Here is a 25,400-nt window from a genome sequence, read left to right on the forward strand (position 1 = left end):
TTCACAACCACCTCGGCTTATATTTTATTGTTGCCGTAACTCCATTAAAAGGCGCCATCGTAAAAGTGTTGTCCCCAGGCGCCAAACTAAACGGTCGGCTCCTCCAAACGTAAGCAGTCATGTTAATTTTTCCGTTAATAACAATTTTCCGTTTATCTAAATCGATGATTAGAATATCGCCGGCGACAAAGTTATAACGCACACTAACCATTTCGTCCGTTGCTTGATGATTGACGATAAACGAACTTGACGGCGCGCTGAAATTAACTGTAATGATCGGACTTGTTGCCACTGTACCAATGTTGTTGACAGGCACGTTATATTGTAACGACATCGTTTTTTCCACTCCGTACTTATGCGGATCGGGGCAAAGGAAATACAATATCCCTTTCACTCGTCTAACTGACTCGCCCCAATAGGGTTCTCCCTCTGTGATTCCATAATAAATTCGGTCCGGTTCGTCCGAAAAAATGATTGGAGTCGGTCCCGACAGATTCAACATTCTATTTAATTGTTCATCTACCAAGTTTCTAGTTGTCGTTAGGCCGGTTGTATCAATCGTGAAATGGACCCTCAGAAAGCGTTCGGGAGTTCTTCTTTTTTGGTAATATGATCCGGACGCCCCTGACCTCTGTTGTCTGATAATCTCTTGCGAAAAAGGGCCACGCCCTTCAACATCAGTCACTCGAACAGGCAATTCCTTTCCATTCACAGTGATTTCAAAACTCATGGTCTCCCCCCTTTTAGCTGTCGGCTATTACGATACTTCATTCCCGACTGCTCCTGGCTAATGAAATTAATTAACCCTTTCGCTTCGTAGCCCCCAATATTAATGGTAGCTTGCATGTCGCTCATAGTTATTGATTGATCTACATTGTCAGATGAAGAAGATTGAGAATCACGCTTGTTAGAAAAACCTCCATAGCCTCCGCCAAAAGTAGGATTAAACGGTCTAATATCGACATTTGGAATTGTGATATTGTTCAATTCAGGTTTCATCAAATCACCAAATCGACTAGCCGCATTCACGACTTTTGATTTATTCTTATCGACACCAGCAATGAATCCTAGCGCCATGTTGCCAGCAATAAAATCCCTCATCCATCTGGAAGGGGAGTTAATGTCTAATGCCTTTGCCATTGCCTTTTTGACGTTTTCAGCTATTGATCTAGCCTTGTTAACTAGTGACGACTCCATAGATGACAACCCATTAAGCAAGCCTTGCCCTGCGCTTACACCTATGGATTTAAGAGTCTTCAACTCTTCATCACTACTTCTAGTGATAGCTTTCATTTTGGCAAGCCAATCAACTTCCAACAAAGTGAGTTCTTTGTTAGCAGCTTTGCGCAGTTCAATGATTTGTTTCTCGGTGTTAGCTTTCATTGGAGCCATTTCTTTTTCGGCTTGTTCGCGTGCTGATTTAGATCGTTGCTTGTACAGATTCGAATACTCCGTGAGTTCTCTATCTGTCATCGTGTTTAATGCCACCATTTGAGGTAAAGCCTTAACTCCCATTATCCGCAATTCTTCAAGCAATCCTTTGTCAATCGCTTTTCCGGATAACATTTCGAACATACGGGACCACTCTTCAAGCGCCGAAACTTGCGACCTAAGATTGCTAGTTAAATCTTGACCGGATTGTTCAAACTTGTATTCGTAAGCATCGAAGATACCGACAAAGTTAGTTAATGCCTTTGTACGATCATCAACCGACTTTGTATAATCGTCGGTCAATTTTTGTTCGTTCGCGGCCAACTTGTCGTTGATGGTCGCCACTTTACCGATGAACGTTTCATTTTCTTTCAATATCTTGTCGTTGAGGGTATTAAGCGCCGCCTGGTGTTGTTTCTGAACCTCTATACGTTCCTTAGAACCGTCCGTGAATAGCACCAATGATTTTCTCCACACTTCTGATTCAGCCGCTAGGGACATATCCTCGGTTGATTTCTTGTCAGCTACGAAACTTTTAAGAGCTTCAAGTCTGGCTTTAGAAAGTTCACTTTCTTTCTTTTGCATATCTGCATAAGCCTTCGTGTTGACGGTTGCTAGTTTCTTCTGCTCGTCTTCATTTAATTTAGTCAACTTAGCGGATGAATCTTGGCGAATCTTATAAACTTTTGCTTCACCAGTAGTAACGATTTCACCTTTTTTATTCTTGTGCGTTTTCAATGCCGCTTGGGATGACGAAGCAGATTTCTTGGAAAGCTCAGCACGTTTTTTGGCGTAATCATTTTGAATTTCTGTGCGTTTCTTCTCGGCTTCAGCAGCGATCTTCGTGACTTCCGAAGCGTTCTTTTTGGTAGCTTCTTTGATTACACCACCGACAGTGTTTACCGCTTTTTTGTTGGTATCTTTAGTCAACTCAATGCCCAACGCTAGACCGTCACCTGTATCTTTACCTATTTCCGTCGTAACTTTAGAGGGGGAGTGAGTGTCTAGCGCATTTCTCATTTCAGCAGCTACATTGTTAGCTAGATTTCTAGCTGTAGCCATAACTTTTGATGCGCCGTTGTTCAATCCGATATTCAAACCATCTGCAGCAAAACCGCCAATCTTTTGGAATTCAGCAGATATGTTCGCGAACGGAAGTAACATTGCTTTGGCTAGTTTATTCATTGTCTCAACAACTTTTGGTGTGCCGTCATTTATACCTAAAGCGACGCCTTCCGTTATGTGAATGCCATCCCTTTTAAATACACCAGACGGGCTTTTGATTTCCATTGCGCCTTTGAAAGCTTTCTCTGTTTCTGTAGCCATTTTCTTCGAGGCTTCAACTACATCTTTCGTTCCTTCTGTAACACCTTTCGCTGTACCTTCCGGCATTGCTTTACCTATTGCGGCAAAGTCAGCCATCTGGATTTGTTGTGCTAACGTGGCTCCCGATTCCGTCGCTAAATGACCAATCGAGTCCATGACTTCTTTTTCGCCCTTGATTAAGGATGTGTTTAGGGCTTTGGTGGCAACACCTCCACCTTTTGAAAATGCCTCACTCAACTTTTTCAGTTCCGTATCCGACGAATTAACAATGGCTTTAACGTGGCCCGCTGATTCGGGTCCAGCATCTCTCAATGTATTCAATAGCCCTTCATCAATCCCGCGCTCTGCGAGTTTCGCGATGTTAGCCGACCATTCACCTATTACTTTTTGGTTATGTTCAAGGTTTTTCGTCATTTTTCCTACCGAGATTTCTGATTTCGTGCTGAGAGTATCGAACATGTTTGTGGCACTCGCTAGGTAGTCATCCCAAGATGATTTGAGGGAGTCGACAACCTTCTTCTGTTCGTCTGATAAAAACTCATAAGCAATTGCTTGGTCGTTCACGCTATCCGTTGTAGCTTTCGCGACAGCCTCCACAGAAGCCGTTATTTGCTTCTCGGTTTCAACTCTTTGCGTCGCTAAACCCTTGCCTGTTTCTATCAACGTCTGCTCTTGTGTATCAAGTTCCTCAAGTGCTTTTTTTGCTTCTTTCGCCTTTACTGTCCCCTCTTCTTTCTTCTGATTCCATTCTTCTTGCAAAGCATTTGTTTCCGACAATTTCATGTCTACTTCTGCTTGTTCTTTCGATATTACAAGGAAGCGCTCTTGTCCAGCTATCAACATCTCTTGTTCTTTCATTAGTGAGATTCTTGCTGCTATTTGTTCAGATGAGAGACTTAGACTGTTGGCTTCTTTGTCGTAAGATAGACCCAACCCGTCAACGGCACCATTGAGAGAACTTACGTATTCTTTCAACTCTTTGGTTTGGGCTGCTGACCTGTCCTCTACTGCCATCAATTGCTCAATTTTGGCAATTAAATCAGTATTAGCTTGTGCGGTAGCTGCAATGTTGCCCTGGTTTCTCTCGAAGGCTTTGGAAGTATCATCTACCGACCCATTCAACGCATTTGTTGACTCGGTTAATGCGTCTGTGGCGCCAGTTAATCTTTCGCCTTCTTCTGTAGTCTTGTTAAACCATTTCACTAGAAGGATAACGCCAGTTACGAGTAAGCCGATCCCTGCTGTTATCCAACCGATTGGGCCCATCATGAATTGCATTGCTGCGCCCCATGCGTAAGTGGCAGCTGTCTTCAGCACTGTGGCAGCCGTTGCGAGCGTAATTTTCCCGGTTAATGTGCCGATAACTAGCGTACTTATGCTTATCGTTGACGTTTGTGCTAACCTGGCGACTATTTCCGCTTGCGTTGCTCCTGTCAATAACATTTGCGCTGTCGTTTGTGCAGCTGTAACTATTGTTAATGTCCTTGTTGCGGTTTGGGCACCTGAGATAGCCGCTTGCGCTAAACTGATAGCCGCTGCCGCCGCTGTGACCACCGTGAAGGTTGCGTATGCCGCCACTAACCCAATAATAACTGGCGTTAACGCTTTAATAATTGGTATTGACGATTGTATGACAGAAGAGAATGCAATTACTATAGGAACTGCACTTTCAATAGCTGTGCCCATGACTTTAAACGCCGCTTTTATAACAACTTTCAGACCATCCAAGTTCTCGGCTATACTCTTACCTGTAACCGCTTTTGATAAGTTGTCGAATGAGATAATCATGTTGGCTACACCGACCACAACAGTGTTCTTTAGGTTGCCCATTGAAGTAGCAATACCAGCACTACTTGTTTTGGCTAACTCAGCGAATCCACCAACACCGCCGTTCAACTCTATTAACTTGGTGTTGAATGCATCAAACGTAATATTTCCATATTTCAAAGCGTCGTATAAATCATTTGGTGACGCCAAATCGAATGCCGTTGCTGTCTCTTTAAGCGCATATCCCATTGTTTCTTGGAGTGTGCGCCACGACATCATATCAACTTGCCCTTTTGATAACATCTGAACGTATTGAGTGAGACCGCGTTCGGCGTTTGCCGCGTTTGATCCACTCGCCAAGAATGCGTTGTTTAACGCTAACGTGGTTTCTGTTGCACCGTCCAAGTCGCCAGTTAATATTGCGATACCTTGCGCGTTCTTGACAATGCCATCTAACGTTGTAGGGAGCCCTTGTATGCCGTCGGACAACTTATTAATAGAACTAGTTGCCTGCTCACTACTGAACCCCATTTGTTGCATTATTACAGGGAAACCTACTAACGTATCGAATCGTGAAATCGCGCCTCCTAAAGCCTGTTTCAACACATCGAAGGCTTTGGATGCAACTTGCACAAGTCCGATTGATATTGCCATGTCCCTTATGCCGCTAGATGCTCTATTTGTGTTTTGAGTTAACGAATCTGTTTGACCACCGGCGTTATTTGCTGCTGCCGCCAATGCAGCTAATGCAGCAGAAGCCGCCGTTATTTGGTTTCCATCAATGATGATGTCAATTCTTATCGAGCCATCTGACGCCATTTGATTCCTCCTTTCCAAAAGACATAAAAAATAAGCCGCCCAAATGGACGACTCACAATTACTCTTCTTCTATTTCTTCTAGTGAATATGCATTCTGTAAATCTCGCATAGCTTGCTTGTATTCACCGGATTCACCCTTCGAAGGTTCATATAAACGAATTTGGACGATTCTCTGCATGATTGTATCTGACGGTAATCCACTCAATAACGCCTTGAATTGAGACCACTGAAGTGAACCTTGTTCTTTGAATAAGTCCACCCGATATGCCTGCATAAAACTAGCGAATATAAATTCAGCATCCTTATTGAAGTCAATAGACTGCTTCGATTCTTTTTGAACCGGCATCGGGTTACCTTTGCGGTCGTATTCAATCGAACGTTTATCTTCAACGTGAATAAAAGTTTCACAAACGTAATTCCAAAGGTCATTTGTGTTCGCTTGATATTCCACGCCAACCAACAAAGCTAAAGCTATGTCAGCTTTCTCGTAATCCCTTAAATCAATTTCATCAAATACACTAAGTGCATTTAGGACATTATCGAATGCTAAATCAATTTTGTATTCATGGCCATCGAATACAAAAGAAGTAACTAACGGGTCGTTTAGCCTCATATTAGTTTCCTACTTTTTTGGACTTCTTCGCTAGATATTCGCTTTTCTTTAATTCTGTTTTGGATGAACGTTCCGACTCCATCAGTTCTAACTTGTTGCCGATTGCCACACCTACAATTTCTAGCGTTTGCTCCAAAGCCATGATGTCCGGATACGCTTTGTATAACTTTTTGAACGTGCCATCACCGAAAATGATGTCGTATTGAGCACCTATGAAAGCCTTATTAACGTCGAATGCCGCATTGACTGTATCGACATCTAAATTCTCGGCAGTTACTACGTCCGGAAAATGTAACGCTTGCGCTTTTTCCTGGGCTTCTTTTAACTTCTCTTGCGCCAACTCTTCTACCCCGAAAAACTTGCGCAAGTTTTCAAGCGAGGTGTCGAACCAAAGTTCAACCGTTCCTAATTTTATCGGAAAGCCTGATCTTTGAATGTCAATATTTACTGTTTCCGTCATGCAAATTCCCCCTTTATTTAAATAGAAAAAAGGATGCCCATTTGGACACCCCTTACATTAGTTCAGTGCTATTGTTGCGCCATTAAGGTACTACGACTACCACTGATTCTTTCGGGATACTATCGAAGCGGATATTACAAGAGAATGTTTCGTAAGCAGATGCGTCACCAGATCCCGCAACGATAGCCGTTACAGTAGCACGACCGACCCATTGTTTAACTCCGGTAGCAGAAACAATCTTGTGATGTACTTTACGCCCTTCGCCCGTTTTGTATTTCATGCCAGCAATAAGTTCCTGTGCCGCGTCTGTAGGATCATATTGACCTTCGATAGAATAAGCACCCGCAACCGAGATTACAGACGTTTCCGGTGTACCGTCGCCATCATAGAATGCTGTATCCTCTGTTTCTTCACTCGTATCATCAGATATTGACGAAATGTATTTCGCTAATTCTAACCAGTCCTCAGTCGCCGCTTCAACACCTGGTACATAAGCTTGTACAAAGTGCCCCCGTAGTGCGTTCTTTTCTCTAGCCATATTATTTTTCCTCCTTGAATACTGTTATTTTTGCTTGAACGTTTAATAAGAAAACAAACCACCCTTGTTCGTCAATATGATTTATGAATGGTTTGTTGGTGATAACCAGCTCGTCGAATTCAAAAGAACCGTTACCACTGATTATCTTCTTCGTTTTCTCCAGTTCTGTTTGTACCGACCAGAGAGTATCGTTTATTTTGTTTTGAAATTTGGACTTAAATGCTATCTCATAGTTTAATTGCTGGTCAGTCGTGCCATCCATGTATTCTTGCGTCACTCGGGAGCCGGGCAATGGATACAACACGAATGATTCACTCGCCCCTAAGTAACCAAGCTTGCACGGTATCTGCAGTCCAGGGAAAGAGTTAATTTTATCGCACAATCTTTCCATGAAGTCCATCACAATCCAGCTCCTCTCGTAAACGCATTGATCCAATCAGACATAAAAGCACCTTTAGCTTTCAAGTCCCATCGTGGGCCAGTCCCTGGCGTCGTGTAATTGTGCATGTACATGTAAAACAATTTGTTCGAATACGGCGTGTTGTAATTGATTCCACCGCCGTCAATGTCGATAGTGGCAGTCATCCGCAAGGCACCGCTGAGCATCGGGATGAATTGATCCATATCAGCCATCGCTTGGTTAGCCAAAGCATAACGACCACGATTCATGGCTTCTTGACTAATCCGAGCCTTTACTCCATCTAAATTGATTGTTACGCGAGTCATCAGACCACCTCTAATTCGTACGAATAAATGGTGGTGCTGTAGGCTTCGTGTATCGGAATGACTTTCGTCACCACATGTTCGTTACCGTCGTATTCAAGTACAGATTGCGCCTTAAATATAGGCAAAGGTGTCGTCATGCCCTCGTAACAAAAAACAACCGCATTATACAGCAGTTGTTTACCGGACGTCGTGGACGAATATGCCGCCCCTCTGTCAATACGACAACGTTCAATCAAGACAGGATCTGCGTAGATGGGTTCGGACCAATTATTTTCGCCCGCATACTCTTTGTACACGAATGAATCTATACAAAATTTAGCTGGTGGTTTAGGCATCATCGCGACATCACACCAATCCCTGTGTAGAGGAGCCCCGTTCCATTCAAGTAAATGAATACTTCCTCCGCCGCAATCGGCTTACTTTCATTTGCTCCGCCGGGATTGTATCGACTTGCATTGGATACACTCGTGCGACCCGCTGAAAACGATTGTGGCGAGTTGTTGATGCCCTCGAATGTAGTGGCACCCAACTCGTTAAAGTATTCAATTTGACAGGCAACCGCTTTTTTGAATTTATTTCGTCTGAACGGAATATCCGTTTCCAATACGTTCAATTGATAAAAATCACTAGTGACGTTATCCAGCACATCACTTGCCCGGATTAGCAACCTATTAAATTCGATTTCATCTACTTCAGCAAAGAGATAACTCATGTATTCGCTATACGTTAAATATGGCATACAATCACCGCCTTACTTTTTGGGTGTTTCTGCTTTTTTAGCTGCAGCTTCAAGTTCTTTCACTTTTGCTTTAAGCGCTTCGTTTTCATCAATGACTTTGTTGTATTCAGGGAGTGATACGTTACGACCACCAGTAGCTCGTTTAACTACATTTCCATCTTCATCGATTTGATCGTAGCCTTGGTTTAGAAAGCCTACCAATCGATCTGTTTCCACATGTAGAATACGGTTTTTCTTTCGGATTTTCACTGCGTTACTCATTCGATTACCTCCAAGTTAATAATTAATGAAAGGGGCAATTAAGCCCCTTAGGTCATGCTTCTACGTTGAACATGATTCCTGGTACTTTCTTTTCTACCACGAACAAATCCCAATATGCGCGCTCGTAATACAGATATTTACCGCCAGTTGTAGCAGACGGTTCATCCAAACTCACGAAATCATATTTGTGTGGCGTGATTACTGACAACGGATGCACAAGAATCATATTGATTTGTTTTGCTGCCGCATCCACGACTGCCCCATCAGTAAAGTTGTACGCTGTTTTCATACGAGAAGACGGAACCATTGTGATAGCAACGTCATCTAGTGAGTAGATATTACGATTAACGTTTCCAGAGTTACCCGCGACATCAATTGACCGCTGAATTTTATCCGCTTGCTTCAATAACTTATTGACAGCAGGCGTCACGTAAAGAATACGTCCGCTTTGCGGGACTTCAGCATCATCCATTTCCATCATGAATGTGTCGAATGCGTCTAGGACGTTCGATAATGTTAGTGCAGTGTCGTCAACTACGCCGCCATATGTCCCAAATTCAGAAAACAATTTTGACGCCGCGTACTTGTCCATTTCAGGTAACTTTTCTTCATCATTGAAAACACGCGTGATGTTAGCAATTGATAGAGCGAGGTTCGTTTCGTCAATATCCATTGGATCTACCAATGTGCGGAATTCACGGTCATGTTCAATTGTTTTCGGCTCCCAATCGTTATCAGCACGACGTGTGAAGGAACCAACTACATCGCGGTCTACATCTACATAGCCACCTACTGTGATACGCGGGATTTGGATTGTTTTTGCACTCGTCCATTTGATGTTCGCGTTGTTTGCTGTGTTGAAAAGTGCGTTAAACGATAATCCTTGTGTGAATTTTTGTTGTAAAGCTTGAAGATATTGCTGTGCATAGTTGACTGTAGCCATTAATAATCACTCCTATTTCCTATTTTTTATTGTTTGAATGCTGCTAACCACTTATCTGCATCAGATGGTGGTTGCGTTTGGTGTTGGCCATTCGAAAATTTCGGTTTAGAATCTCCCGTTTCTTCTTGTGCCGCTTGTGCAAAATGAGGATACTTTTCAACGACAGCTGCAATAGCCGCATCCATATCCACTTCATCACTTAGCATCGTCTTGGCTAAAGTCACCACGTCTGGCACACTATCGGCTAATACGCCTGCTTTAACGGCTGATAATTGCGCTTTAAGTGTCTGATTTTCAGTGAGCATTGATTCCTTTTCAGTTTCCAGCGCTTTCATTGATTCAGCTTGCCTTTCAGCTTCTGTCTTTTGCTCATCCTGCCAAGTGCGGAACTTTTCGAGACCATCTTTTGCGCTGTCAAAGTCCTCAATTCCGAGTTTCTTCAACAGTTTTTCTTGCGCCGTTTTACTTTCACGGGCAATGAGATTATTGACATCGTCTTGCGTGAACGTCTTGCTGTCCCCTGGTGGTGTTTGGTCGCCTGTACCCGTTTGTTGTTGCTGTTGATTGTCAGTTTGTTGTTCTCCCCCAATTTGTTCTGGTGGTGTCTGGTCACCGCTGCTTCCGCCACCTGTATCGGCAGAAAAGAATTGAATTGGTAATCGTAATAAATTAAACATATATAGTTCCCTCCAATTATGGATAGTGTTTTCCTTCCATTCTTTATAGCGTCTATGGATAAAGACAAAATAAAAACACCCTCATAGGAGTGCTAGATTAATTTTATTCATTTCGTGCGACTGAAGCATTTGCCCACATTACAGTTGTTTCTAAATTAGTCATAGCGAGCGATTTTTCACGGCTGTTAGGACACTCTTTTTCGATTAGATATGCGAGCTCCTTCGCCTTTTCACGAATAGCAGTATACTTTTCGGGTTGTCCCACTTTTGGAGAATGATATTTAAAGTTGTTTTCAATTTGCGGATTTTCCATTATTCAACTACCTCCCAATCTACTGCAAGAATATCAGTCTGAGAAGCTAACCAAGGCACTAGCTTGTCATCCGTCGTTTTCATAGCAATGAATGGGGACGCTTCTAAATATACGAATGGGTCTGGCGACGCACTCTTAATATTGCCACCCCATGAATCTACTTGCCACAACCACATCCCTTTACCATTCCAACCTTTACGAGCTACTCTTAACCCCTCTTTCAAGAAAGTTAATGCTGCACCGAAATTCAATTCCGCTTTAGATTTAATCTTTTCTTCAAAAATTAGACCGATAACACCAGTATCAATCATAGTTTTTTCACATGCTTCACATAACTGACAACCTGCAAAACTACCCATCGTTTACACCATTCCTTTTCATTTCATTTAGCTACATAACGGAATAGCCAACCGAGATATGGACCACTTCCTTTCATTCGACTTCCATAGTCTCAATTATTCTAAAGCCTTTTTCTTTCCTAACTTCTTCTGCTTTTTCTTTCGAAAATTAACATCCAACAACCGCGTCTTTGTGAGGGTGGTCACATATCAGCTCACGCACTACATAAACTTTTGTCATATTGATTTCCCCTTTCAACGCATAGAAAAAAGCCACCCGCCAGGATGACTTTTAAAATCACTAAATGTTATATACTTCTAATGTTCCATTACAACTTGGGCAAGGTTCTTCTCCTATTTCTCTACCGCTCACCGTAACGTTTCTGGTACTTGCGACAGGACCACCACGGTAATGTGTAGCTTCACTGATTGGTGGGTCAAATCGATTGATTTCCTTGCCAGTACCTTCGCAATGAGGGCATAGAATTTTATTGAGTTTAGCAGTCATCAACGTTTCCTCCCGTCAGAATACCTTTTCCTTATCATACCTTCTAGGTAACTTGTTTTCACTTATGAACTCACGAATATCAGCTTGTCTCGACCTAACAAGATTCTTATACTTTTGGATTGTATCGGTATCACCAACTGTTTCAGCAAGATTAAGCGACCGTTTAGCCCTCTTAATCTGACGTTCATAACCCCGTTGTTGTTGAACGACCTTACCGCGCTTATACGCTTCCTGTGGATCGTATTGAATCTGGTTGTTGGTGTTCGCGCCTTCAATAAATGGATAGAGGATGTGCCGACAATTTACACCACGTATTCCTCCAGGAGTTCCGTACCCGAAATCATAAATACTTGGGTAATCGGGATGCCCGGATGGTTGACTCATAGAAGCGACTTTCCCCTGAATCATTGAGCAAGCTTCACGAGCGTCTGCATAGCTATTCACCAGCACCAAATCAACACCATAGTCATCTATCCTAGATAGCCGCAACTCATTGTAAGTATTGTTCACTGTCGAACGAATAACGGTGTCTGCGTAGCGCTCCATGGTCCATACGTTGCCACCCTTATCGATGAACGAAGTTTCAATCCCTTTATTGCCCCACTTAACAACTGTTTCTGCAACTGCTTGATTAATCGTCTTCGTACCGGCCAGAACTTTTGAAGTCGTTTCTTCAATGATTTTCCGGTACATGCGAGTGACTGAACCCTCGCCATAATTAGTAGATATGAGCGTCTGATTCACAAAGTTATCAATCTGCAAAAACGTCTGTTTTACAAAACTCTCAAGCACCTTATCAATTTGAGTAGGTAAAGGCAGCTTCTTTTTAACGCTTTTCAACTCTTCATCAATGCCCTCGATTGTCTTAAATCCAACATCGCCGACCGCTTGACGAATAGCATCAGCAGATAACCCTGTAGCCTTTGATAGTTCGGCAATCGTATCAGCATTAAGCATTCGTAACTGCTGCATCTTTTCAACTTGCCACTGCAATACGTAGTCTTTTCCGAGTTCTGGTGGTGTTTTTAATCTCTTAGCAATCATCTGAAAGATTTCATCTTCGAGCGCGACATAGATATCAGTTACCTGGGATGTGTACATATTTAATTGATGTGGAGTGATTTTTGGACGTTCAGCCATTCAATCACCGGCTTTCTTCTAGCTTTTTTCTCCAATGCCACAATTTAAAGAAAACACCTTTGATCACTTTTGATCGCCGTTCGCCATCCGCAAGTTTAAAAGTCTTAACGCCGCCGAAATGTAGAGATGGACTACTCATAATGCCGAATTTATGAAGCAAATACCTTTTCGTTCCATTTATGTAGCATCTCTTCTGCCACTTGTACTCTTTTATGAACTGTTTCATATAATCACTCCCTCTCGCCAAACAAGCTGATTTCACTCTTAATATGTTTCATTTCCGGTGACTGGCGCCGTTCTTCATTGAAAATCTCCTGCAAAAGCATGTCAGCCTCTTCATCAGTCAATCCGTGCAACTTCATGATTGCTTTCTTCTTCGACGTAAGACCACCAGCCACCAACTGCATCTGCTCAATAATATCAGCGGCGTTGTCCTGTGCAATCGAGTCATCGAAAGTAACGGTAACCTCATAGCCATCTGCCGGGCGACTAAACACATCGTATAACTCAGCCAGTTGAACAATGACTTCGATAAGCTCCGTTAATCCGGCTTCAATCACGTTTTCATGTGACTGCTTGGTACGGAATGTTTTGGAGTTCTCACTTACAACTTCGGTTGCAGTTTTCATGCTCTTTCCGTCGAATGCAAATGATCCACTGCTGAATCCAGTCTGCATAGATAACAAATTGAGCAGTGAATTGATTGCCGCAATATGTTCTTCGACGCGTAATTCAACGGTATTGTCATGGATTTTATTGTTATCCATATCTCCACTACCCATAGCTTGGTAAACTTCATCGTCAGCATCGAAATACCGTTGCAATTGACCATGTTCATCCACCACTGATTTGACAGCAGATGCAGGTACGATGATTCTACGTTTACCTAGTCTGAATTCTCTTTGAAACGAATCATAAGCGATATCCAGTGTTTGTAATGTATCTAGCGCATTAGCGAAAATAGGTATACCTAAGGGACTTGTCATATCAATGTTATTAGCTATGTTTGGATGGAAGTAAACGAATAAGCTACGTTTCAGATTATCGATTGGAACTTTATCTTTCAAATCTGGATACAACATTGAAAGAGGCACTTTCTTTCCAAGGTCAGACGTGTTTTCACTTTCGTACAATTCGTTCTTGATGACATACGTTTTACCTTCCCACAGATGCCATTCAAGGTGCGTGTATGTCTTCTTACCTTTTCTTGTTTGATTAGTGAACACCGCTTCGAGTATCCCCTCATTGTTCCATGAGACGGGGATGAAGCAATCCGCTGTGACATATGAAAGCTTTATTTGGTTGTCTTCGAAATATGGCTTAACGACCATGCCGCCAAGTGCGAATTGGTATTCCAAGTAACTCTGAAACTTCTTGGTGAATTTATTCTTTTTCAGTAACTCATCAATATCTCCAGATAGTCCCTTATCGGAAATGTTGATTTCACAACGCTCATTGAAAATCAACGTAGCCATTTCTTCTGACAACACCTTAGGCATGTTCAGTGTCGCCATACGCCGCTTCTTCCGTCCATTAATAGTTTGGTAATGGATATCATGCCAATCACTGAAATAGCCCTGGTATAAAGCTTTCCACATGTCGATTTGCTGATAAAACTTATCGTCGATTGGTATTGCTTTTATATCCGATACACTTTTGATGTTTTTAACAAGCCCCATTTTCTGCATCACCGCCTTTAACTTCGAAATGATTCCTTTAAACATTCACTCACCACCTCAGAATTTCAGTCCAAGCTTCTGCCTGTTGTCCATAACGTAATACTGGAACATATCGCAAGTATGATCATCAATCTCGACTACCTTTGGATTAGCCGTTCTAAGTGAATCAGCATCCATCTGATATTTTCGATGCTCTTCAATAAAAACTTGATTGTTTGCTGTCTCTAAATAATAAAAACGACCTTGCGCTAACAGGTCGTAAACGTAATCGATCATATCTAGTTTTTTCCCCTTGGCAATCGGATTCAGTCTGATTCCATGGTCTTTAAATAACTGATTGCGCAAGGCACCCTCTGCCGAGTCAATAGACGTCATATCTACTGGTTTTTTATACTGCTTTCTAACTTCATCTAGCCATTCTTTATACTCGTCCGACAGCTCGCTAGGCGCCTTCTTAACAACCTTGCCCGCCGGTGAATAGTAGTACGTATCCAACAGGATTACTTTTTTCTTAGCTGTTAATGCAAAAGCCCCGTGAGTAGTTGCCGACTGCTGATGCCCTGAATCTGTTGCGGTATCAATTAATATGACCGGATCATTATTTGGTAGCTCCTGCAACGGTTGGAAGTGGTTCATATTGTAGATATTGTCGCCCATTCCGATAACAAGACCGCCATACATCCAATTCCAATAGTCTTCATCATTCTCTTTGTAGTTATCAATCTTCTCTATCATCTGTTTCGATAAGAATCCTTTTTCATCGTCTAAATAAGTACTGTGATGCAAGAAGTAATTATCGCTACCAACTTTGCTATCTTTCCACTCATTTACCCATGAATAAGGGTTTCTAGGTGGATTGTAAGAGTAATAAACATTAACGTTCTTATCGCCTAAATCCTGACGAATGAACGTATCCTCAACAACGTCAATATCTTCCACGCCTGCGAACTCAGCTAATTCCTCAAACCACAGCGCCATGTAATACCCTTGTGCAATATTCATCGACTTTAGCTTTAACGGATCATCAACGCCGTGGAAATAGAAGCCTGTTTCTGTTCGCTTATGCTTGATAACCAATGGAGACTTGCCGAATATGAATTCATTCTGAACGCCTAACATATAAATGGCCCATTTGATTTGCTCATATACGGAACCCGCAAGGTATTTACCGACTTTACGTAAGCAAACGACATTGCCCTGGTCGTCATTGAGGAAGTCGATAACGAGTTTCAAACTGATAACAGATGACTTCATAGAAGAACGTCCACCACTCAATATGCTGTGTGGTTTGTCGTTCAACCAAAAGGAATAAAAATTTGTGTTAATCAAATCAAGAATGTTCACGACATTAGACTGAGGATTTGCCATCAAGGACCCTCCTCATTTCATCTTCGCCGGTTACGATGATTGTTTTGCCTTCACAAGTTTCATCAGTGTTTGTTTCAGCTTTAACCTTTACGATTTCAACCTTTAACTTCTCTTCCTGCAATCGTTTCTTGTCGTTGTCAGATAGAAGATCAGTGAACTTCGCCAACATTTCCATGGCTTTCATCTTGTCAGCGAGCTTTACCGATATACCATCCTTACCCTTTTTAACTTCAGTAATGATGGTCCCATCAACTTCACCAGCATTTTTGAAGTTCACAAAGTTATGGGTGTAGGTAATCTCCTTTCCGTCATCATCCGTCATTACTTGGCCAAACTCATTCCTAGCAACAACTTCCTCTGAACCAAATTCGGCAAAGTCAGTCATATCTGCAAAGGCAATGTCTTTATACTTTTGGAGCACATCGTATTTATCAAAGTAAGCTTCATTCAATCGTTGTTTTTTCAAGCGCTGAATTTCTGTTTTCACTCCATCTTTCCCCATCAATCGATAAGCAATAGATTCGGCAGTATTACGATCGACTTCATAAGCCTTCTGATAAGCCTTAGTCGCATTGAAATACTTAATGTAGTAAATACAAAAAAGCCTCTGCTTATCGGTTAAATCATCCGACTCTACAATGGCTTCTTTTACTACCTTTTTCGTTGCAACGTTTTGTTTTCGTTGCGTTGCATTCGTTGCGTCGCGCTTCACATTTCCTCTTGACCATTTTTCGCGATTCTTCCTACTACGAATAGTGGAATCTTTCACGTTATACTTTTCTGCTAAATCCTTGAATGATATTTCACTTGTTTCCCATTCCTTCTGAATCTCTTCCCAATTAGGCACATCACATCACCGTCCGCCTCCTTTATTTTTAGACATAGAAAAAGCACCATTCAAGGTGCTTAATAAATAGGTTTATTTTTTAGAACTGATTGAAATGGTCTTTGTACTCTTCCGTCATCATCAACTAACTTATACATTTCCAAAATAGAAATAACTACATCAGTAAACCAATCAGGAGCCGTAGGGCTAATATAAACTTTTTCGATCAGATTGTTTACATCATTAATTGGTACATGAACCCCATATAAGTTGCTCTGTTTTTCTACATCAATGACTTTAAACTCTTCACCAATGTCTTTCGTTTGAATGAAAGGCGTAACAACCCTAAGCTCTTTCTCGTGTTCAAAGTGATTTCTTTTGTGAAAAAATACAGTGGAATTCCCATACAAATGACTCATTCTCTCTTTTTCGTAGTCAATATATTTAACTGGATTAATTTCAACAGCACTATCAAACGGGGCTGCTATGTTGGTTCTTAACCTATTGACCGTTGTTTGGACTGCGATACCTTCACCACTTTGTAAATATAATTTCCACATTGCTTCCGATTCGATATTATTCATATGCCAGCAATTAACAAAGTAAACTTCTCTAATTTTTTTATATAGAGCTTCCTGATCGTTCGTCCCCTCAATACTTCCGATTGTAATCCACTCACCATTAAAATAAATTCTTGCAGCTTTGTGCCCAGGCTTATCATTTAAAACTTCCAAATGCTTTACCCTAGACTCAAAATCAGATTGAGTTGTAGCGCCTTCAAATGGGTCTGCAAATTTATCAGACCTTGTAAAAAACAATGCTTTCTTACTCAATAAATCAATGAATTTTGATAAATCCATATATCTCCATATTAAAGTTGATTGGTCCATATTCTCTCCCCCTCACTGACATCATTCGCCAAAGAAGGTGTAAATCCTCTTGCTACCTACTGCTACCACTTGGTAGAATCATATGCAGGAGGTGTTCATTATCAGTTTGACCACTAGAACCAAAACAGGAGCCGCAATTGATAACAAACTTTTGGAATCACTGAAAGAACTTTCAAAAGAAACGCGTATCCCGCAATCCAAGTTACTAGACGAGGCAATTGAATTACTGCTTGAGAAGCACGGGAAACCAATTATCAATCCCGCTATCGAGCCCATCGTTGTACCTGTCGTCGAAATCAAACACAACCCACTAGACGATGAGATTGAGATGCTGAATTTACCGCCAGTCGTATTCAACAAGATAAGACGTCATGCCATCTATATCAAGGATCTCATGAAAATCGATTGTTCAAAAATCCCACTCATGGGACCGAAAAATTTAAAGGTATTGAACGATACGCTTAATGCGTACCTAGAAAAACATAAATAATCACTTGTATGTAACGGAGGAGTCGGCGTAGTTCAAACCACAAACCACCCAACTCCCCGACCTGCCTTCCATGGTATCATCAAATTTATTTTTGAAGAATTATGGAACATCTGGCACATTTGGCACTTCTGGAACATTTACCATCTTGCGGATAACAGTCTCTTGGATTCTTTGGATATTCGTGTGTGATAGCCCCATGTGACGCCCTATCCACCGCATGCTCATTCCTTCGAGCAACCAATGCAATACCTCAATTTCCCTATCAACCGTAATCAAATGAATTTTATCCTGCACCATTTTTATTTTCTTCTCATAATCACTAATCTTCTTCCACCGCTTTTCCCTTCTTGAAAACTCTTGATAAATAGGATCACTATGACCCCCAGCCGCTTTCGGCATAGCTGCTTCTAATCCATACTGAGCCGTAAAGTTACCACCAACTTCATTCAATCCTTCGCGCATGATTTTTACCGAGTTGATCATCCAATGATAATCTTTCAAAAGTTGTTCAATCTGTTTTTCCGTCATAAGCTGCCCGCCCCCTATTTATCGTTTACGAATTGCCCCGTTCACCCGTTTATAGGTCTGTCGATTACTCCCCATCAATTCAGTCCATTCTCTATCAGACAGCTGTTCTGACGACTTGCCCCTTATCCTAGTATTCTTTTGCTCTACTTCGCCTGTACGAGCATCAGAGAGCCCTCTTTCAACCAGTTCCGTTTGCAACGATTTCATTTTCCTCACTCCCTCAACGAATAATTTTGCGGACCATGAATTTCGGTTTATTCGACAAGACTTGACTGCGTTTACTTGTATCCCAATCTAGATCCCAACCATGCATCGCTTCATTTTCTGTATTCCATAATGCTTTCTCGTGGTTTTCTAGAATGATTTCTTTCATCGAGTTCCCTAGTTGAGATAGCCCTTCTACAAATGGTTTAAGCCATTCTGACATCCCCGTAACCCCGACTATCACACCGTCAATCATTCTTGAAACTTCCTCTATTGGCATCTGGTGGCGTTCTGCAAGTTCTGCCTTTATCTCATCCAACCGCTCTTGATTGATTACCATCGTCTTTTCCTCCTTCTATTTTTTGAAATCAAAAAAGAGGACAACAAATGACACAGCGCAATGCTGTTATCATCGTTGTCCTCTGGTTGGCCAGGGGGACTAGAAATTTATATTCAAACCACCTTGGTTATCTATAGTTGCATCCTTATTAAAAATAATATTATTTATAGCCTCTCGATAAAATACAATATAATCTCCAGGTCTATTTTTCTTAAAATAACTTAATATATCATTCGGGTTACTACCCGGGTGAATCGTTATATAATTTAAAACCTCTTTATAGGCAGTCTTAAATTCCTTGGTATTCTTAACGTTGTACATATTACCTTCCAAATTGCGGTTCAGTAACTCTTTGGCTTTTTCATAGAATTGTTCTGGATTATCCTCTTGTTTACTTTCTTGAACCAATCCATATAGCGAAGTTAACATCTTTGCGTTTTCTTGATGATTTTTTTCGATTTGGGACAATCCTGCATCAAGTTCCTTTGAGAAATCCGAAGACTTATCAATAATTTCCGCTAGTCTTTCTACCTCTTTTTTCATGTCAAAAACATTTTGCTTTTGTCCGGATACGTCAATTAAAGTAATAATTATCGCAATAACTGCCAACAAAACCGAACTAAGAGTAGCTGCAAAAGCTAACATAGACCCAGCATATGAGGATGACTTGAAAATGAATGACACCAATAAAATAATAATAATCGCTGCTATACCTAGCAAATAATATAAGTGATATATTTTTATATATCTTTCCTTCAATTTTCCGCCCTCTTTGTCAATAACGTCGTTTTTATTATTAACATCGTTACTCAAAACTCTTCCCCTTCTTCCCTACGCATCCGCATGATTTTACCCGATGCGTCATACAATCCGTTATTCCCTGCGAACCGACTCAGAACAAATGACACTGCGCAATGCTGTAATCAATCGTTGTCCTCTGTTTAGCTAGGGGGACTTATTCTTTTATTCTTAATTCCCTTTTCGCTTCTCTTAACTTTTTGTTAATCTCATCGCTCGATTGCCGCAAGATCATCTGATTCGCTTTAAGCGAGCTCATAACGAAATTCTCATCTTCTTTGCATTCAATATTTTTTAAGTCTTCACTCAAAATAGTTTCTAATTCATTTAAAACGAGTTTAATTGTCGCAAATCTAACGTAAACATCATCCATTATAACGTCGTCATCAATAGACTTAATATGCTTAATTAATTCTACTGTACTGTCTCTTAAAATCTTATTGTTAATATGATTATTACTTTTTACTATTTTTTCGATTTTTTCAGAAGTCATCTTATCTAAGTACCACTCTAATTCAATACTAAAAAGATTGATATACTTGTGAAACTTTCGATATTCATCTTCTCTACGTACTTTCTTCTGGTTATTAAATTGAATAAATAAAACTATTAACGCTATAGAACTTGAAATCAAAGCTCCTAAAAAAGATCCTAAAAATGAAGGGTCAAATAAAACTTGGGAAAACTTGTCCGAGAAAATAGAATTAAAGTCAATACCTGATATAAGTAGCAACGAAATGCAAGACAATGTAATTAATAAAAGGCTTGCTATTAAGACATTCTTCACCATATGTTCAACGTCGTCCTTCAAAACTCTTCTCCCTCTTCCCTCCGCATCCGCTTGATCTTCCCCTGATGCGTAACAATCCTATATTCCCCATGCTCCGGTAGCTCCCTGACCTTAGCAATCCCCTCCGAAATAACCACCACACAGTTCATTGGTAGTTCCATTATACCAATTCCTAACAATAATGCATCCGTATTAAAAGTAATGTCTTTATTCACCAGGACCCCTCCTTGTGTTATAATTCAGTCAGTCACGACGGGAGGAATCCTGTCTTTTTATTTGTTTAAAAGGTGGTAATTCTATTGAACCCGTTTGAAGGTATTGAAGTTGACTGGATGCCAATCATAGGTCCGATAATCGTATTAATAGTTACAGTGGTCGCTGTAGCCCTTATTTATAGATTATTTTTTAATTGGTTACCTACAAAACTATTTAATTTCCTTATCGGCCCGATAGTTCTATTCGGCTTTTACATCTGGGCGATTCCAATGAACGTTGGATTTCACGAGTTTTTCAAATGACACTAAAAGGCATCCTGGTCGATGTCTTTTTTATTGCCCAAATATCCCCTGCTGCCGTACCTGTATTTCCCCAAGTTCAGCCTGTTCAATAATCAGCAACCCGATTTCCAAAGGCTTGCGTCCCAACTCTTCTGCTATGCTACCCATGCTCATATCTGCTTCCCACATCGCTCTGAATACATCCGTTTCTCGCTCTGTAAACACCCAATTAATATCAACATCATCTAGTAACACGCGCTTTTGTTCTTTCGCGTGGATCAAACCAACACCCCCATCCCTTTCAATTCATCCGTAAGCCGCATAAACAACTCCATATCCTCCGCATCAAGCGCCATATCAATCTGCAACAGCAGCATGTCCTTGTCCGTGACATCCGTTTCTATACTAGGATGATGCTCCAAATATTGACGGGACATCTTAGGTTCATCTGACATTTCAGCCGCGAATTTTTGAGAGTTGATTTTCCCCATTTCCGCTAAAGCATTCGCGTACACAGCGAACGAAAAGCCCTCCATCAATCTTTTTAACTTTTCACGTTCATGATCATTATTCATCCCTACTCACTCCTCCTCAATTCACCATGCCGAAATATCCTAATCTGATTAGACTTCGCAAACAAAACCTCATACTGCCGTTTAGGTAAAAACTTCACAATTCGCCCCTTCGACCCCTCATACAGTTTGAGATAGTAATAATCCTCAACTTCCTTTTCCTCCACATTTACAACGACTTCAACCATGTCCCCAAGCTCAAACGCTATTGTTGGCACCGCATCGAAAATAGTGAGTTGCTGTACCATGGTTATCACTCCTTCCAACTACTCCGTTTGGTAGTACTATTCAGTAAAAAAGTTCACTAACTCAACCGCATTTACATAAGCAATTCTTTAGACGCATATGATTAAATTGAGTTGTTTTATTTTTTATATTGGAGGCTGCCTTGTTAATGACAAATAGTGAAGGCATTGATCAAAATAATAAAGATTCCAATACAGCAATTCGTGCAGCTGAGCTTGCTGTCTTCGGTGAAGTAATATCTACAATCGGCGATTTGATATCTACCATTGCCGCAGTGCTTGCATTAGAAGAAGCACGACAAGAAGAAATCGACAATAAAAATATGCAGAAACAGATTGACTATTTAACCAATGAATTGAAAAAACTAAAAAAACAAGTTAACAATGAGAAACCATGACGTTCTAAGAATTGCGGAACTAGACTCTTGTTTAAGCCCCTTTACAAAGCGTGCAACGCTTACTTTAATTAATAGCCGGACAAGATTCATTTTTCATCTCATACCCATAGGTTGAGAGTGGGGAGGGTAAACATTGTGTCAAAGAGATGATATGAGTAATCAAAAATGCGAAAACTTGGGAATTAAACTTATAACTTTAGGAGCTATGATCACTAAAATCGGTGATGGCATTTCATCTATCGCCTCTACTTTTAGCCTGAATGAAATCAACGACGAAAAGAATCAGCAACATCTTGAAGAACTAGAGCGAAATCTTCAAATTCTAATCGATGAAATAAACGACTATACAAAAGAAGTATTAGCTCAAATAAGTTGAATATATTTTTCGCTCTATGTGTCCTTTTTCTTAAAATGTATAATGAATAGAGGTGTCTCTAAATGGAATACTTACAGAATCTTTGCCAACAATATGCTCAGATTGTTAACGGAAAACCTAAAATGGAACAAGGTGTTTGCTCTGTAGAAATAGGTCGCAACTTTCACTTAACCATCCAAGGCCGCGTAAGTAAAAGTGCGCTTCCAGCCGGGATAACATTTGAGTCACTCGATGTTCAAGGGAATGCACTCAACCTTGCAGAAGTAGTAGTCCTTCAAGAAGAATTACCCCTATTTGTTGATGCTCTCGCAAAAAATGGATTAATCGTGAGCGCTATTCATAATCATTGGATCTTTACCAATCCAACTATTCTATATGTTCATGCTCAATCTGTTGAGCCTCCACTTTCTTTTGCAAGAAAATTTGCAGAAGCTTTTAATGTATTAAAGCATTGAATTAGATTATAGCGCTGCGTGAATCATCAATAATTTTGTAGCAGCCGACTATCACGTCGGCTTTTTTTATTGCGCCTTATGTGTCTACTAAGTCACTTCCACAACTTCCATCCCTCTTGCCTTTTCTCATACAATTCCTTTTGCAGCAGAGGCTCGTACAACCAAACCCGCTGATCTTTCTCCCACCGATACAATAACCGCCATACGCCGTTCATACCGCATTCCTCCGACGCATGACCACAATATATTTCCCGCGTTCTTCCCGCTCAGCAAAAACCATTTTCGACCTACCCACAATGTTTGTTCGTTTGTAAATTGCTGCTGTGTGGGATTCTGATCCTTCTGAAACAACCTCAAATCCCTTTACAACAAGTTCAGCTACCCGTCTCTTAACTTCAGTCTCATCAATGCCCGTCACCGTCGTTTTGAAATATTCCCCCATGCCAACCCCTCATTTCAGATTAGTATTTATCGCCGTATTGAAATGTGAGCAGGATCAATCCCGCCCCTCAACCAAGAATCGCTATAAAAATACATAGGCTTAACGTGAAATTGTTCGCACAAGATTTGTGTTTGTTCGAAATTTGGAATGCTCCTTGAAAGCTCAAAGTCTATGATCTTCATGAAATCAACACCTAGCAGTTGCGCAACGTCAGATTGACCCATTTGAAACAATTGGCGAATCTCTTTTAGCTTCTGCCCGTTGAATCTCACTCCCTCACCCATTCCTTATTTTTCAACCGTATAACAATTAATTCCATACCAGTTTTCAGTTCGAACAATTTCTGTCGCAAAGGAAAATCCCGTCCAACAGGTCCACCCTTAATATCAATCACTTCAACAAATCCATCGAAGTAAGTAACCCTAAAGTCCGCTGTATACTTCGCACCCGACTTCACGCGCTTGCATTTCCCGTTGCATAAATCACAATTGATGGGATTACCCATTTTAGGACTCGGACGCCTGCCAGTCCCTGCGCAACGTTTACAAGCAACCTTGTACGGCTTGATAATCTGAAACTCCGGTTGAACCTCAATCAGTTTGATAGATTGATCTTTTTTCAAGTGAACGTAATAAGCTCCCTCGGTCAACGAGTCAAACGTTATGCCGTCGATTACAGCGGTCTTTGAATTGAACTGACGTGGTTGTTTCGGCGCCCTTGGTCTACTAGGAACCCTTTGAACATTCCTCAAACTGCCACCCCCGAATCAACAACCTCATCAAGCGTTATTTGTATTTTCTCAAACTCCGCATCTTCAGCAGCCTGTTTTTTCTTGCAGACAGGACCATAACCAATGTCGATGCTCTTTACTGTTTTGAGCGGTTTATTACATCGTTTGCAATTTGACATAAGGATTTTTCCTCCCTCACTTGTTCCGCGATAGCAGAAGCAACGGCAGCCACATGAATCAGTTCTGTATACAGATCATCCGCATCTGAATCTTTACTGGCGACACTTCCTTGCTGAATCGCTTGGCAAACTTCACCGAACTCTTCACCTAAAATTGCTAACCAATAACTGTATTCATAACGTTGCAAGCCCCACTTTTCGTTATGACGTCCACGTTCCTTCAGCACATCGGCGTTTACGTTTTTCATAACGTCTGTTGTTAGATTCATATTGTCTCCTCCAATGCCCTAACTAACGCTTCGCCGACCGAATTCAACTTATGAGTTAACCGATAAACTTTGCGATAATCGAGCTCATTATCTTTGATAAATTTCAGCTGCTTTTTCGTGAATATCTTTCCGTCAGTAGCTCTTTCCTTCAAAACTTTTCTAGCACGATAGATAGCAAACTTCTTTCTCAGCTCTGCATTTTCTTGCTGTAACTTTGCGTTTTCCTGCTGCCAATGCCATTCGATATTATTCACAGTACTCACCCTTTCAAAGTTTCATAGAATTGCTGCACTTAATGGCCGAACTAATACCAATTTGTTGAGACGATAACAGTTTGTTCTACACTGACTGGCATTAGTTTTCTGAAATATAGTTCTCCATCTTTCACGATTGAAGTTTTCCGCGAACCTTCATAGAGGCTTTTCAGACGGGTTACTTCACTTTCCGGTATTAGCATCCATACTCTTATATCTTCCATAGAGTCCTCTAAGTTGCGCGTATCATAGCGTTCCCAATCAAAAAATGATTGCGCTAACCATTTATCTAATTCATCATGATCCGTAAAAAACTTCGCTTCGTCTCCATGATCATCATCTTCAACTACAAAGTAATAGATTGTAGAGTATCTCTTTTCATTATGTGATTGAACAAATTCCTTGAATTCACTCCAATTACTTTTTAAACCTAAATCGCATGTTTCCATTTGATTCACCCCTTCTTCTTTT

The 25,400-nt window shown here is 40.9% G+C and carries 41 protein-coding genes; 5 read left to right on the forward strand and 36 right to left on the reverse strand.

Annotated features, from left to right (window positions below):
• Nucleotide 1: 1 nt before the first annotated feature.
• From AZE41_RS12725 to AZE41_RS12825, 21 genes are all read right to left on the reverse strand, one after another.
• Entirely contained in the window at nt 2-730 is a 729-nt protein-coding gene (locus tag AZE41_RS12725) for a distal tail protein Dit (RefSeq protein WP_067210004.1), read from the reverse strand.
• On the reverse strand, nt 727-5,343 hold the full coding sequence (locus AZE41_RS12730) for a tape measure protein (protein WP_067210007.1): 4,617 nt from the start codon (nt 5,341-5,343) through the stop codon (nt 727-729). Before AZE41_RS12730 ends, AZE41_RS12725 begins: the two co-directional genes overlap by 4 nt.
• Before the next feature lie 58 nt (nt 5,344-5,401).
• Nucleotides 5,402-5,956, reverse strand: a complete 555-nt coding sequence (locus tag AZE41_RS12735; RefSeq protein ID WP_067210010.1) for a Gp15 family bacteriophage protein — start codon at nt 5,954-5,956, stop codon at nt 5,402-5,404.
• 1 nt (nt 5,957) lies between these two features.
• On the reverse strand, nt 5,958-6,416 hold the full coding sequence (locus tag AZE41_RS12740) for a hypothetical protein (RefSeq protein ID WP_067210012.1): 459 nt from the start codon (nt 6,414-6,416) through the stop codon (nt 5,958-5,960).
• 82 nt (nt 6,417-6,498) lie between these two features.
• A complete protein-coding gene (locus AZE41_RS12745; RefSeq protein ID WP_067210014.1) occupies nt 6,499-6,954 on the reverse strand; it encodes a phage tail tube protein in 456 nt (151 codons plus the stop codon).
• Nucleotide 6,955: 1 nt separating this feature from the next.
• Nucleotides 6,956-7,354 carry a phage tail terminator protein gene (locus AZE41_RS12750; RefSeq protein ID WP_067210017.1) on the reverse strand — a complete coding sequence of 133 codons (399 nt, stop codon included), beginning with the start codon at nt 7,352-7,354 and terminating at the stop codon, nt 6,956-6,958.
• A complete protein-coding gene (locus AZE41_RS12755) occupies nt 7,354-7,680 on the reverse strand; it encodes a minor capsid protein (RefSeq protein WP_067210023.1) in 327 nt (108 codons plus the stop codon). The genes AZE41_RS12750 and AZE41_RS12755 overlap by 1 nt, the downstream gene beginning before the upstream one ends.
• Nucleotides 7,680-8,018, reverse strand: coding sequence for a putative minor capsid protein (locus tag AZE41_RS12760; protein WP_067210026.1), 339 nt, complete (start codon nt 8,016-8,018; stop codon nt 7,680-7,682). The genes AZE41_RS12755 and AZE41_RS12760 overlap by 1 nt, the downstream gene beginning before the upstream one ends.
• Entirely contained in the window at nt 8,015-8,419 is a 405-nt protein-coding gene (locus tag AZE41_RS12765) for a head-tail connector protein (RefSeq protein ID WP_067210028.1), read from the reverse strand. Before AZE41_RS12765 ends, AZE41_RS12760 begins: the two co-directional genes overlap by 4 nt.
• 12 nt (nt 8,420-8,431) lie before the next feature.
• Nucleotides 8,432-8,680, reverse strand: coding sequence for a hypothetical protein (locus tag AZE41_RS12770; protein ID WP_067210031.1), 249 nt, complete (start codon nt 8,678-8,680; stop codon nt 8,432-8,434).
• A 52-nt stretch (nt 8,681-8,732) separates the two neighbouring features.
• Nucleotides 8,733-9,623 carry a capsid protein gene (locus AZE41_RS12775; protein ID WP_067210034.1) on the reverse strand — a complete coding sequence of 297 codons (891 nt, stop codon included), beginning with the start codon at nt 9,621-9,623 and terminating at the stop codon, nt 8,733-8,735.
• A 26-nt stretch (nt 9,624-9,649) separates the two neighbouring features.
• The gene (locus tag AZE41_RS12780; RefSeq protein WP_067210037.1) at nt 9,650-10,300 is read right to left on the reverse strand and encodes a hypothetical protein; all 651 of its coding nucleotides are present in this window, start codon (nt 10,298-10,300) and stop codon (nt 9,650-9,652) included.
• A gap of 103 nt (nt 10,301-10,403) precedes the next feature.
• Complete coding sequence (locus tag AZE41_RS12785) at nt 10,404-10,613, reverse strand: Acb2/Tad1 domain-containing protein (RefSeq protein ID WP_067210038.1); 210 nt, start codon at nt 10,611-10,613, stop codon at nt 10,404-10,406.
• Nucleotides 10,613-10,972, reverse strand: coding sequence for a DUF2829 domain-containing protein (locus AZE41_RS12790; RefSeq protein WP_231885675.1), 360 nt, complete (start codon nt 10,970-10,972; stop codon nt 10,613-10,615). The genes AZE41_RS12785 and AZE41_RS12790 overlap by 1 nt, the downstream gene beginning before the upstream one ends.
• Before the next feature lie 280 nt (nt 10,973-11,252).
• Entirely contained in the window at nt 11,253-11,459 is a 207-nt protein-coding gene (locus tag AZE41_RS12795; protein ID WP_067210040.1) for a hypothetical protein, read from the reverse strand.
• Nucleotides 11,460-11,474: 15 nt separating this feature from the next.
• Entirely contained in the window at nt 11,475-12,599 is a 1,125-nt protein-coding gene (locus tag AZE41_RS12800; RefSeq protein ID WP_067210042.1) for a phage minor capsid protein, read from the reverse strand.
• A gap of 4 nt (nt 12,600-12,603) precedes the next feature.
• Nucleotides 12,604-12,825 (reverse strand): hypothetical protein, encoded by a 222-nt coding sequence (locus tag AZE41_RS12805; protein WP_067210045.1) that lies wholly within the window; start codon nt 12,823-12,825, stop codon nt 12,604-12,606.
• Nucleotides 12,826-12,829: 4 nt separating this feature from the next.
• Nucleotides 12,830-14,323 carry a phage portal protein gene (locus tag AZE41_RS12810; protein ID WP_067210047.1) on the reverse strand — a complete coding sequence of 498 codons (1,494 nt, stop codon included), beginning with the start codon at nt 14,321-14,323 and terminating at the stop codon, nt 12,830-12,832.
• A gap of 12 nt (nt 14,324-14,335) precedes the next feature.
• Nucleotides 14,336-15,646: a PBSX family phage terminase large subunit gene (locus AZE41_RS12815; RefSeq protein WP_067210050.1), complete on the reverse strand. Its 1,311-nt coding sequence runs from the start codon at nt 15,644-15,646 to the stop codon at nt 14,336-14,338.
• Nucleotides 15,627-16,493, reverse strand: coding sequence for a terminase small subunit (locus AZE41_RS12820; RefSeq protein WP_067210052.1), 867 nt, complete (start codon nt 16,491-16,493; stop codon nt 15,627-15,629). Before AZE41_RS12820 ends, AZE41_RS12815 begins: the two co-directional genes overlap by 20 nt.
• 59 nt (nt 16,494-16,552) lie before the next feature.
• On the reverse strand, nt 16,553-17,362 hold the full coding sequence (locus AZE41_RS12825) for a DUF2971 domain-containing protein (protein WP_067210055.1): 810 nt from the start codon (nt 17,360-17,362) through the stop codon (nt 16,553-16,555).
• A 106-nt stretch (nt 17,363-17,468) separates the two neighbouring features.
• Here AZE41_RS12825 and AZE41_RS23545 point away from each other — a divergent pair, with 106 nt between their 5' ends.
• Nucleotides 17,469-17,852, forward strand: coding sequence for a ribbon-helix-helix domain-containing protein (locus tag AZE41_RS23545; protein WP_335339497.1), 384 nt, complete (start codon nt 17,469-17,471; stop codon nt 17,850-17,852).
• Nucleotides 17,853-17,951: 99 nt separating this feature from the next.
• Here the strand turns inward: AZE41_RS23545 and AZE41_RS12835 are convergent, their stop codons facing one another.
• The 6 genes from AZE41_RS12835 to AZE41_RS12860 form a co-directional block, all read right to left on the reverse strand.
• Nucleotides 17,952-18,380 (reverse strand): helix-turn-helix transcriptional regulator, encoded by a 429-nt coding sequence (locus AZE41_RS12835; protein WP_067210060.1) that lies wholly within the window; start codon nt 18,378-18,380, stop codon nt 17,952-17,954.
• An 18-nt stretch (nt 18,381-18,398) separates the two neighbouring features.
• Nucleotides 18,399-18,587, reverse strand: a complete 189-nt coding sequence (locus AZE41_RS12840; RefSeq protein WP_067210063.1) for a hypothetical protein — start codon at nt 18,585-18,587, stop codon at nt 18,399-18,401.
• A gap of 13 nt (nt 18,588-18,600) precedes the next feature.
• Nucleotides 18,601-18,924 carry a hypothetical protein gene (locus AZE41_RS12845; RefSeq protein WP_067210066.1) on the reverse strand — a complete coding sequence of 108 codons (324 nt, stop codon included), beginning with the start codon at nt 18,922-18,924 and terminating at the stop codon, nt 18,601-18,603.
• A gap of 99 nt (nt 18,925-19,023) precedes the next feature.
• Nucleotides 19,024-19,737, reverse strand: coding sequence for a hypothetical protein (locus AZE41_RS12850; protein ID WP_067210068.1), 714 nt, complete (start codon nt 19,735-19,737; stop codon nt 19,024-19,026).
• A gap of 142 nt (nt 19,738-19,879) precedes the next feature.
• The gene (locus AZE41_RS12855) at nt 19,880-20,533 is read right to left on the reverse strand and encodes a hypothetical protein (protein ID WP_067210070.1); all 654 of its coding nucleotides are present in this window, start codon (nt 20,531-20,533) and stop codon (nt 19,880-19,882) included.
• Nucleotides 20,530-20,730, reverse strand: coding sequence for an XtrA/YqaO family protein (locus AZE41_RS12860; protein WP_370570015.1), 201 nt, complete (start codon nt 20,728-20,730; stop codon nt 20,530-20,532). The genes AZE41_RS12855 and AZE41_RS12860 overlap by 4 nt, the downstream gene beginning before the upstream one ends.
• Before the next feature lie 81 nt (nt 20,731-20,811).
• Between AZE41_RS12860 and AZE41_RS12865 the strand changes: the two genes are divergently transcribed.
• Nucleotides 20,812-21,030: a hypothetical protein gene (locus AZE41_RS12865; protein ID WP_082786598.1), complete on the forward strand. Its 219-nt coding sequence runs from the start codon at nt 20,812-20,814 to the stop codon at nt 21,028-21,030.
• A gap of 30 nt (nt 21,031-21,060) precedes the next feature.
• Here the strand turns inward: AZE41_RS12865 and AZE41_RS12870 are convergent, their stop codons facing one another.
• From AZE41_RS12870 to AZE41_RS12880, 3 genes are read right to left on the reverse strand one after another with little or no spacing between them, the layout of a single operon-like run.
• The gene (locus AZE41_RS12870) at nt 21,061-21,291 is read right to left on the reverse strand and encodes a hypothetical protein (protein ID WP_067210073.1); all 231 of its coding nucleotides are present in this window, start codon (nt 21,289-21,291) and stop codon (nt 21,061-21,063) included.
• Nucleotides 21,288-21,584 carry an IDEAL domain-containing protein gene (locus tag AZE41_RS12875; protein ID WP_067210078.1) on the reverse strand — a complete coding sequence of 99 codons (297 nt, stop codon included), beginning with the start codon at nt 21,582-21,584 and terminating at the stop codon, nt 21,288-21,290. The genes AZE41_RS12870 and AZE41_RS12875 overlap by 4 nt, the downstream gene beginning before the upstream one ends.
• Before the next feature lie 2 nt (nt 21,585-21,586).
• Nucleotides 21,587-21,829 carry a hypothetical protein gene (locus tag AZE41_RS12880; RefSeq protein ID WP_067210081.1) on the reverse strand — a complete coding sequence of 81 codons (243 nt, stop codon included), beginning with the start codon at nt 21,827-21,829 and terminating at the stop codon, nt 21,587-21,589.
• A gap of 146 nt (nt 21,830-21,975) precedes the next feature.
• Between AZE41_RS12880 and AZE41_RS12885 the strand changes: the two genes are divergently transcribed.
• The 3 genes from AZE41_RS12885 (at nt 21,976) to AZE41_RS12895 (ending at nt 23,055) form a co-directional block, all read left to right on the forward strand.
• Nucleotides 21,976-22,224, forward strand: coding sequence for a hypothetical protein (locus tag AZE41_RS12885; protein WP_067210083.1), 249 nt, complete (start codon nt 21,976-21,978; stop codon nt 22,222-22,224).
• Nucleotides 22,225-22,357: 133 nt separating this feature from the next.
• Nucleotides 22,358-22,600 carry a hypothetical protein gene (locus tag AZE41_RS12890; protein WP_067210086.1) on the forward strand — a complete coding sequence of 81 codons (243 nt, stop codon included), beginning with the start codon at nt 22,358-22,360 and terminating at the stop codon, nt 22,598-22,600.
• A gap of 62 nt (nt 22,601-22,662) precedes the next feature.
• A complete protein-coding gene (locus AZE41_RS12895; protein WP_067210089.1) occupies nt 22,663-23,055 on the forward strand; it encodes a DUF1259 domain-containing protein in 393 nt (130 codons plus the stop codon).
• Between the two features lie 211 nt (nt 23,056-23,266).
• Here the strand turns inward: AZE41_RS12895 and AZE41_RS12900 are convergent, their stop codons facing one another.
• The 6 genes from AZE41_RS12900 to AZE41_RS12925 form a co-directional block, all read right to left on the reverse strand.
• Entirely contained in the window at nt 23,267-23,497 is a 231-nt protein-coding gene (locus AZE41_RS12900) for a hypothetical protein (RefSeq protein ID WP_067210091.1), read from the reverse strand.
• Nucleotides 23,498-23,765: 268 nt separating this feature from the next.
• Complete coding sequence (locus AZE41_RS12910; protein WP_067210097.1) at nt 23,766-24,248, reverse strand: DUF1064 domain-containing protein; 483 nt, start codon at nt 24,246-24,248, stop codon at nt 23,766-23,768.
• Nucleotides 24,245-24,406, reverse strand: coding sequence for a DUF6011 domain-containing protein (locus AZE41_RS23310; RefSeq protein WP_231885676.1), 162 nt, complete (start codon nt 24,404-24,406; stop codon nt 24,245-24,247). Before AZE41_RS23310 ends, AZE41_RS12910 begins: the two co-directional genes overlap by 4 nt.
• Nucleotides 24,364-24,675, reverse strand: coding sequence for a MazG-like family protein (locus AZE41_RS23315; protein WP_067210099.1), 312 nt, complete (start codon nt 24,673-24,675; stop codon nt 24,364-24,366). The genes AZE41_RS23310 and AZE41_RS23315 overlap by 43 nt, the downstream gene beginning before the upstream one ends.
• Complete coding sequence (locus AZE41_RS12920; protein ID WP_067210101.1) at nt 24,672-24,929, reverse strand: hypothetical protein; 258 nt, start codon at nt 24,927-24,929, stop codon at nt 24,672-24,674. The genes AZE41_RS23315 and AZE41_RS12920 overlap by 4 nt, the downstream gene beginning before the upstream one ends.
• A gap of 50 nt (nt 24,930-24,979) precedes the next feature.
• A complete protein-coding gene (locus tag AZE41_RS12925) occupies nt 24,980-25,378 on the reverse strand; it encodes a hypothetical protein (RefSeq protein ID WP_067210102.1) in 399 nt (132 codons plus the stop codon).
• Between the last annotated feature and the right edge of the window lie 22 nt (nt 25,379-25,400).

Origin of the sequence: Sporosarcina psychrophila (genome assembly GCF_001590685.1) — a bacterium.
Taxonomy (GTDB): Bacteria; Bacillota; Bacilli; order Bacillales_A; family Planococcaceae; genus Sporosarcina; species Sporosarcina psychrophila.

Coding starts and splice junctions, on each gene's coding strand:
- AZE41_RS12810 (WP_067210047.1), bottom strand. CDS start 14,323: ATGTTTAAAGGAATCATTTCGAAGTTAAAGGCGGTGATGCAGAAAATG.
- AZE41_RS12740 (WP_067210012.1), bottom strand. CDS start 6,416: ATGACGGAAACAGTAAATATTGACATTCAAAGATCAGGCTTTCCGATA.
- AZE41_RS12880 (WP_067210081.1), bottom strand. CDS start 21,829: ATGGTACAGCAACTCACTATTTTCGATGCGGTGCCAACAATAGCGTTT.
- AZE41_RS12735 (WP_067210010.1), bottom strand. CDS start 5,956: ATGAGGCTAAACGACCCGTTAGTTACTTCTTTTGTATTCGATGGCCAT.
- AZE41_RS12795 (WP_067210040.1), bottom strand. CDS start 11,459: ATGACTGCTAAACTCAATAAAATTCTATGCCCTCATTGCGAAGGTACT.
- AZE41_RS12925 (WP_067210102.1), bottom strand. CDS start 25,378: ATGGAAACATGCGATTTAGGTTTAAAAAGTAATTGGAGTGAATTCAAG.
- AZE41_RS12745 (WP_067210014.1), bottom strand. CDS start 6,954: ATGGCTAGAGAAAAGAACGCACTACGGGGGCACTTTGTACAAGCTTAT.
- AZE41_RS12900 (WP_067210091.1), bottom strand. CDS start 23,497: ATGGGGGAATATTTCAAAACGACGGTGACGGGCATTGATGAGACTGAA.
- AZE41_RS12845 (WP_067210066.1), bottom strand. CDS start 18,924: ATGGTAATCAATCAAGAGCGGTTGGATGAGATAAAGGCAGAACTTGCA.
- AZE41_RS12800 (WP_067210042.1), bottom strand. CDS start 12,599: ATGGCTGAACGTCCAAAAATCACTCCACATCAATTAAATATGTACACA.
- AZE41_RS12805 (WP_067210045.1), bottom strand. CDS start 12,825: ATGAAACAGTTCATAAAAGAGTACAAGTGGCAGAAGAGATGCTACATA.
- AZE41_RS12840 (WP_067210063.1), bottom strand. CDS start 18,587: ATGAAATCGTTGCAAACGGAACTGGTTGAAAGAGGGCTCTCTGATGCT.
- AZE41_RS12755 (WP_067210023.1), bottom strand. CDS start 7,680: ATGACTCGCGTAACAATCAATTTAGATGGAGTAAAGGCTCGGATTAGT.
- AZE41_RS23315 (WP_067210099.1), bottom strand. CDS start 24,675: ATGAATCTAACAACAGACGTTATGAAAAACGTAAACGCCGATGTGCTG.
- AZE41_RS12760 (WP_067210026.1), bottom strand. CDS start 8,018: ATGATGCCTAAACCACCAGCTAAATTTTGTATAGATTCATTCGTGTAC.
- AZE41_RS12725 (WP_067210004.1), bottom strand. CDS start 730: ATGAGTTTTGAAATCACTGTGAATGGAAAGGAATTGCCTGTTCGAGTG.
- AZE41_RS12750 (WP_067210017.1), bottom strand. CDS start 7,354: ATGGACTTCATGGAAAGATTGTGCGATAAAATTAACTCTTTCCCTGGA.
- AZE41_RS12790 (WP_231885675.1), bottom strand. CDS start 10,972: ATGGGTAGTTTTGCAGGTTGTCAGTTATGTGAAGCATGTGAAAAAACT.
- AZE41_RS12780 (WP_067210037.1), bottom strand. CDS start 10,300: ATGTTTAATTTATTACGATTACCAATTCAATTCTTTTCTGCCGATACA.
- AZE41_RS12835 (WP_067210060.1), bottom strand. CDS start 18,380: ATGACGGAAAAACAGATTGAACAACTTTTGAAAGATTATCATTGGATG.
- AZE41_RS12765 (WP_067210028.1), bottom strand. CDS start 8,419: ATGCCATATTTAACGTATAGCGAATACATGAGTTATCTCTTTGCTGAA.
- AZE41_RS12785 (WP_067210038.1), bottom strand. CDS start 10,613: ATGGAAAATCCGCAAATTGAAAACAACTTTAAATATCATTCTCCAAAA.
- AZE41_RS12875 (WP_067210078.1), bottom strand. CDS start 21,584: ATGAATAATGATCATGAACGTGAAAAGTTAAAAAGATTGATGGAGGGC.
- AZE41_RS23310 (WP_231885676.1), bottom strand. CDS start 24,406: ATGTCAAATTGCAAACGATGTAATAAACCGCTCAAAACAGTAAAGAGC.
- AZE41_RS12885 (WP_067210083.1), top strand. CDS start 21,976: ATGACAAATAGTGAAGGCATTGATCAAAATAATAAAGATTCCAATACA.
- AZE41_RS12825 (WP_067210055.1), bottom strand. CDS start 17,362: ATGGACCAATCAACTTTAATATGGAGATATATGGATTTATCAAAATTC.
- AZE41_RS12770 (WP_067210031.1), bottom strand. CDS start 8,680: ATGAGTAACGCAGTGAAAATCCGAAAGAAAAACCGTATTCTACATGTG.
- AZE41_RS12775 (WP_067210034.1), bottom strand. CDS start 9,623: ATGGCTACAGTCAACTATGCACAGCAATATCTTCAAGCTTTACAACAA.
- AZE41_RS12815 (WP_067210050.1), bottom strand. CDS start 15,646: ATGGCAAATCCTCAGTCTAATGTCGTGAACATTCTTGATTTGATTAAC.
- AZE41_RS12895 (WP_067210089.1), top strand. CDS start 22,663: ATGGAATACTTACAGAATCTTTGCCAACAATATGCTCAGATTGTTAAC.
- AZE41_RS12730 (WP_067210007.1), bottom strand. CDS start 5,343: ATGGCGTCAGATGGCTCGATAAGAATTGACATCATCATTGATGGAAAC.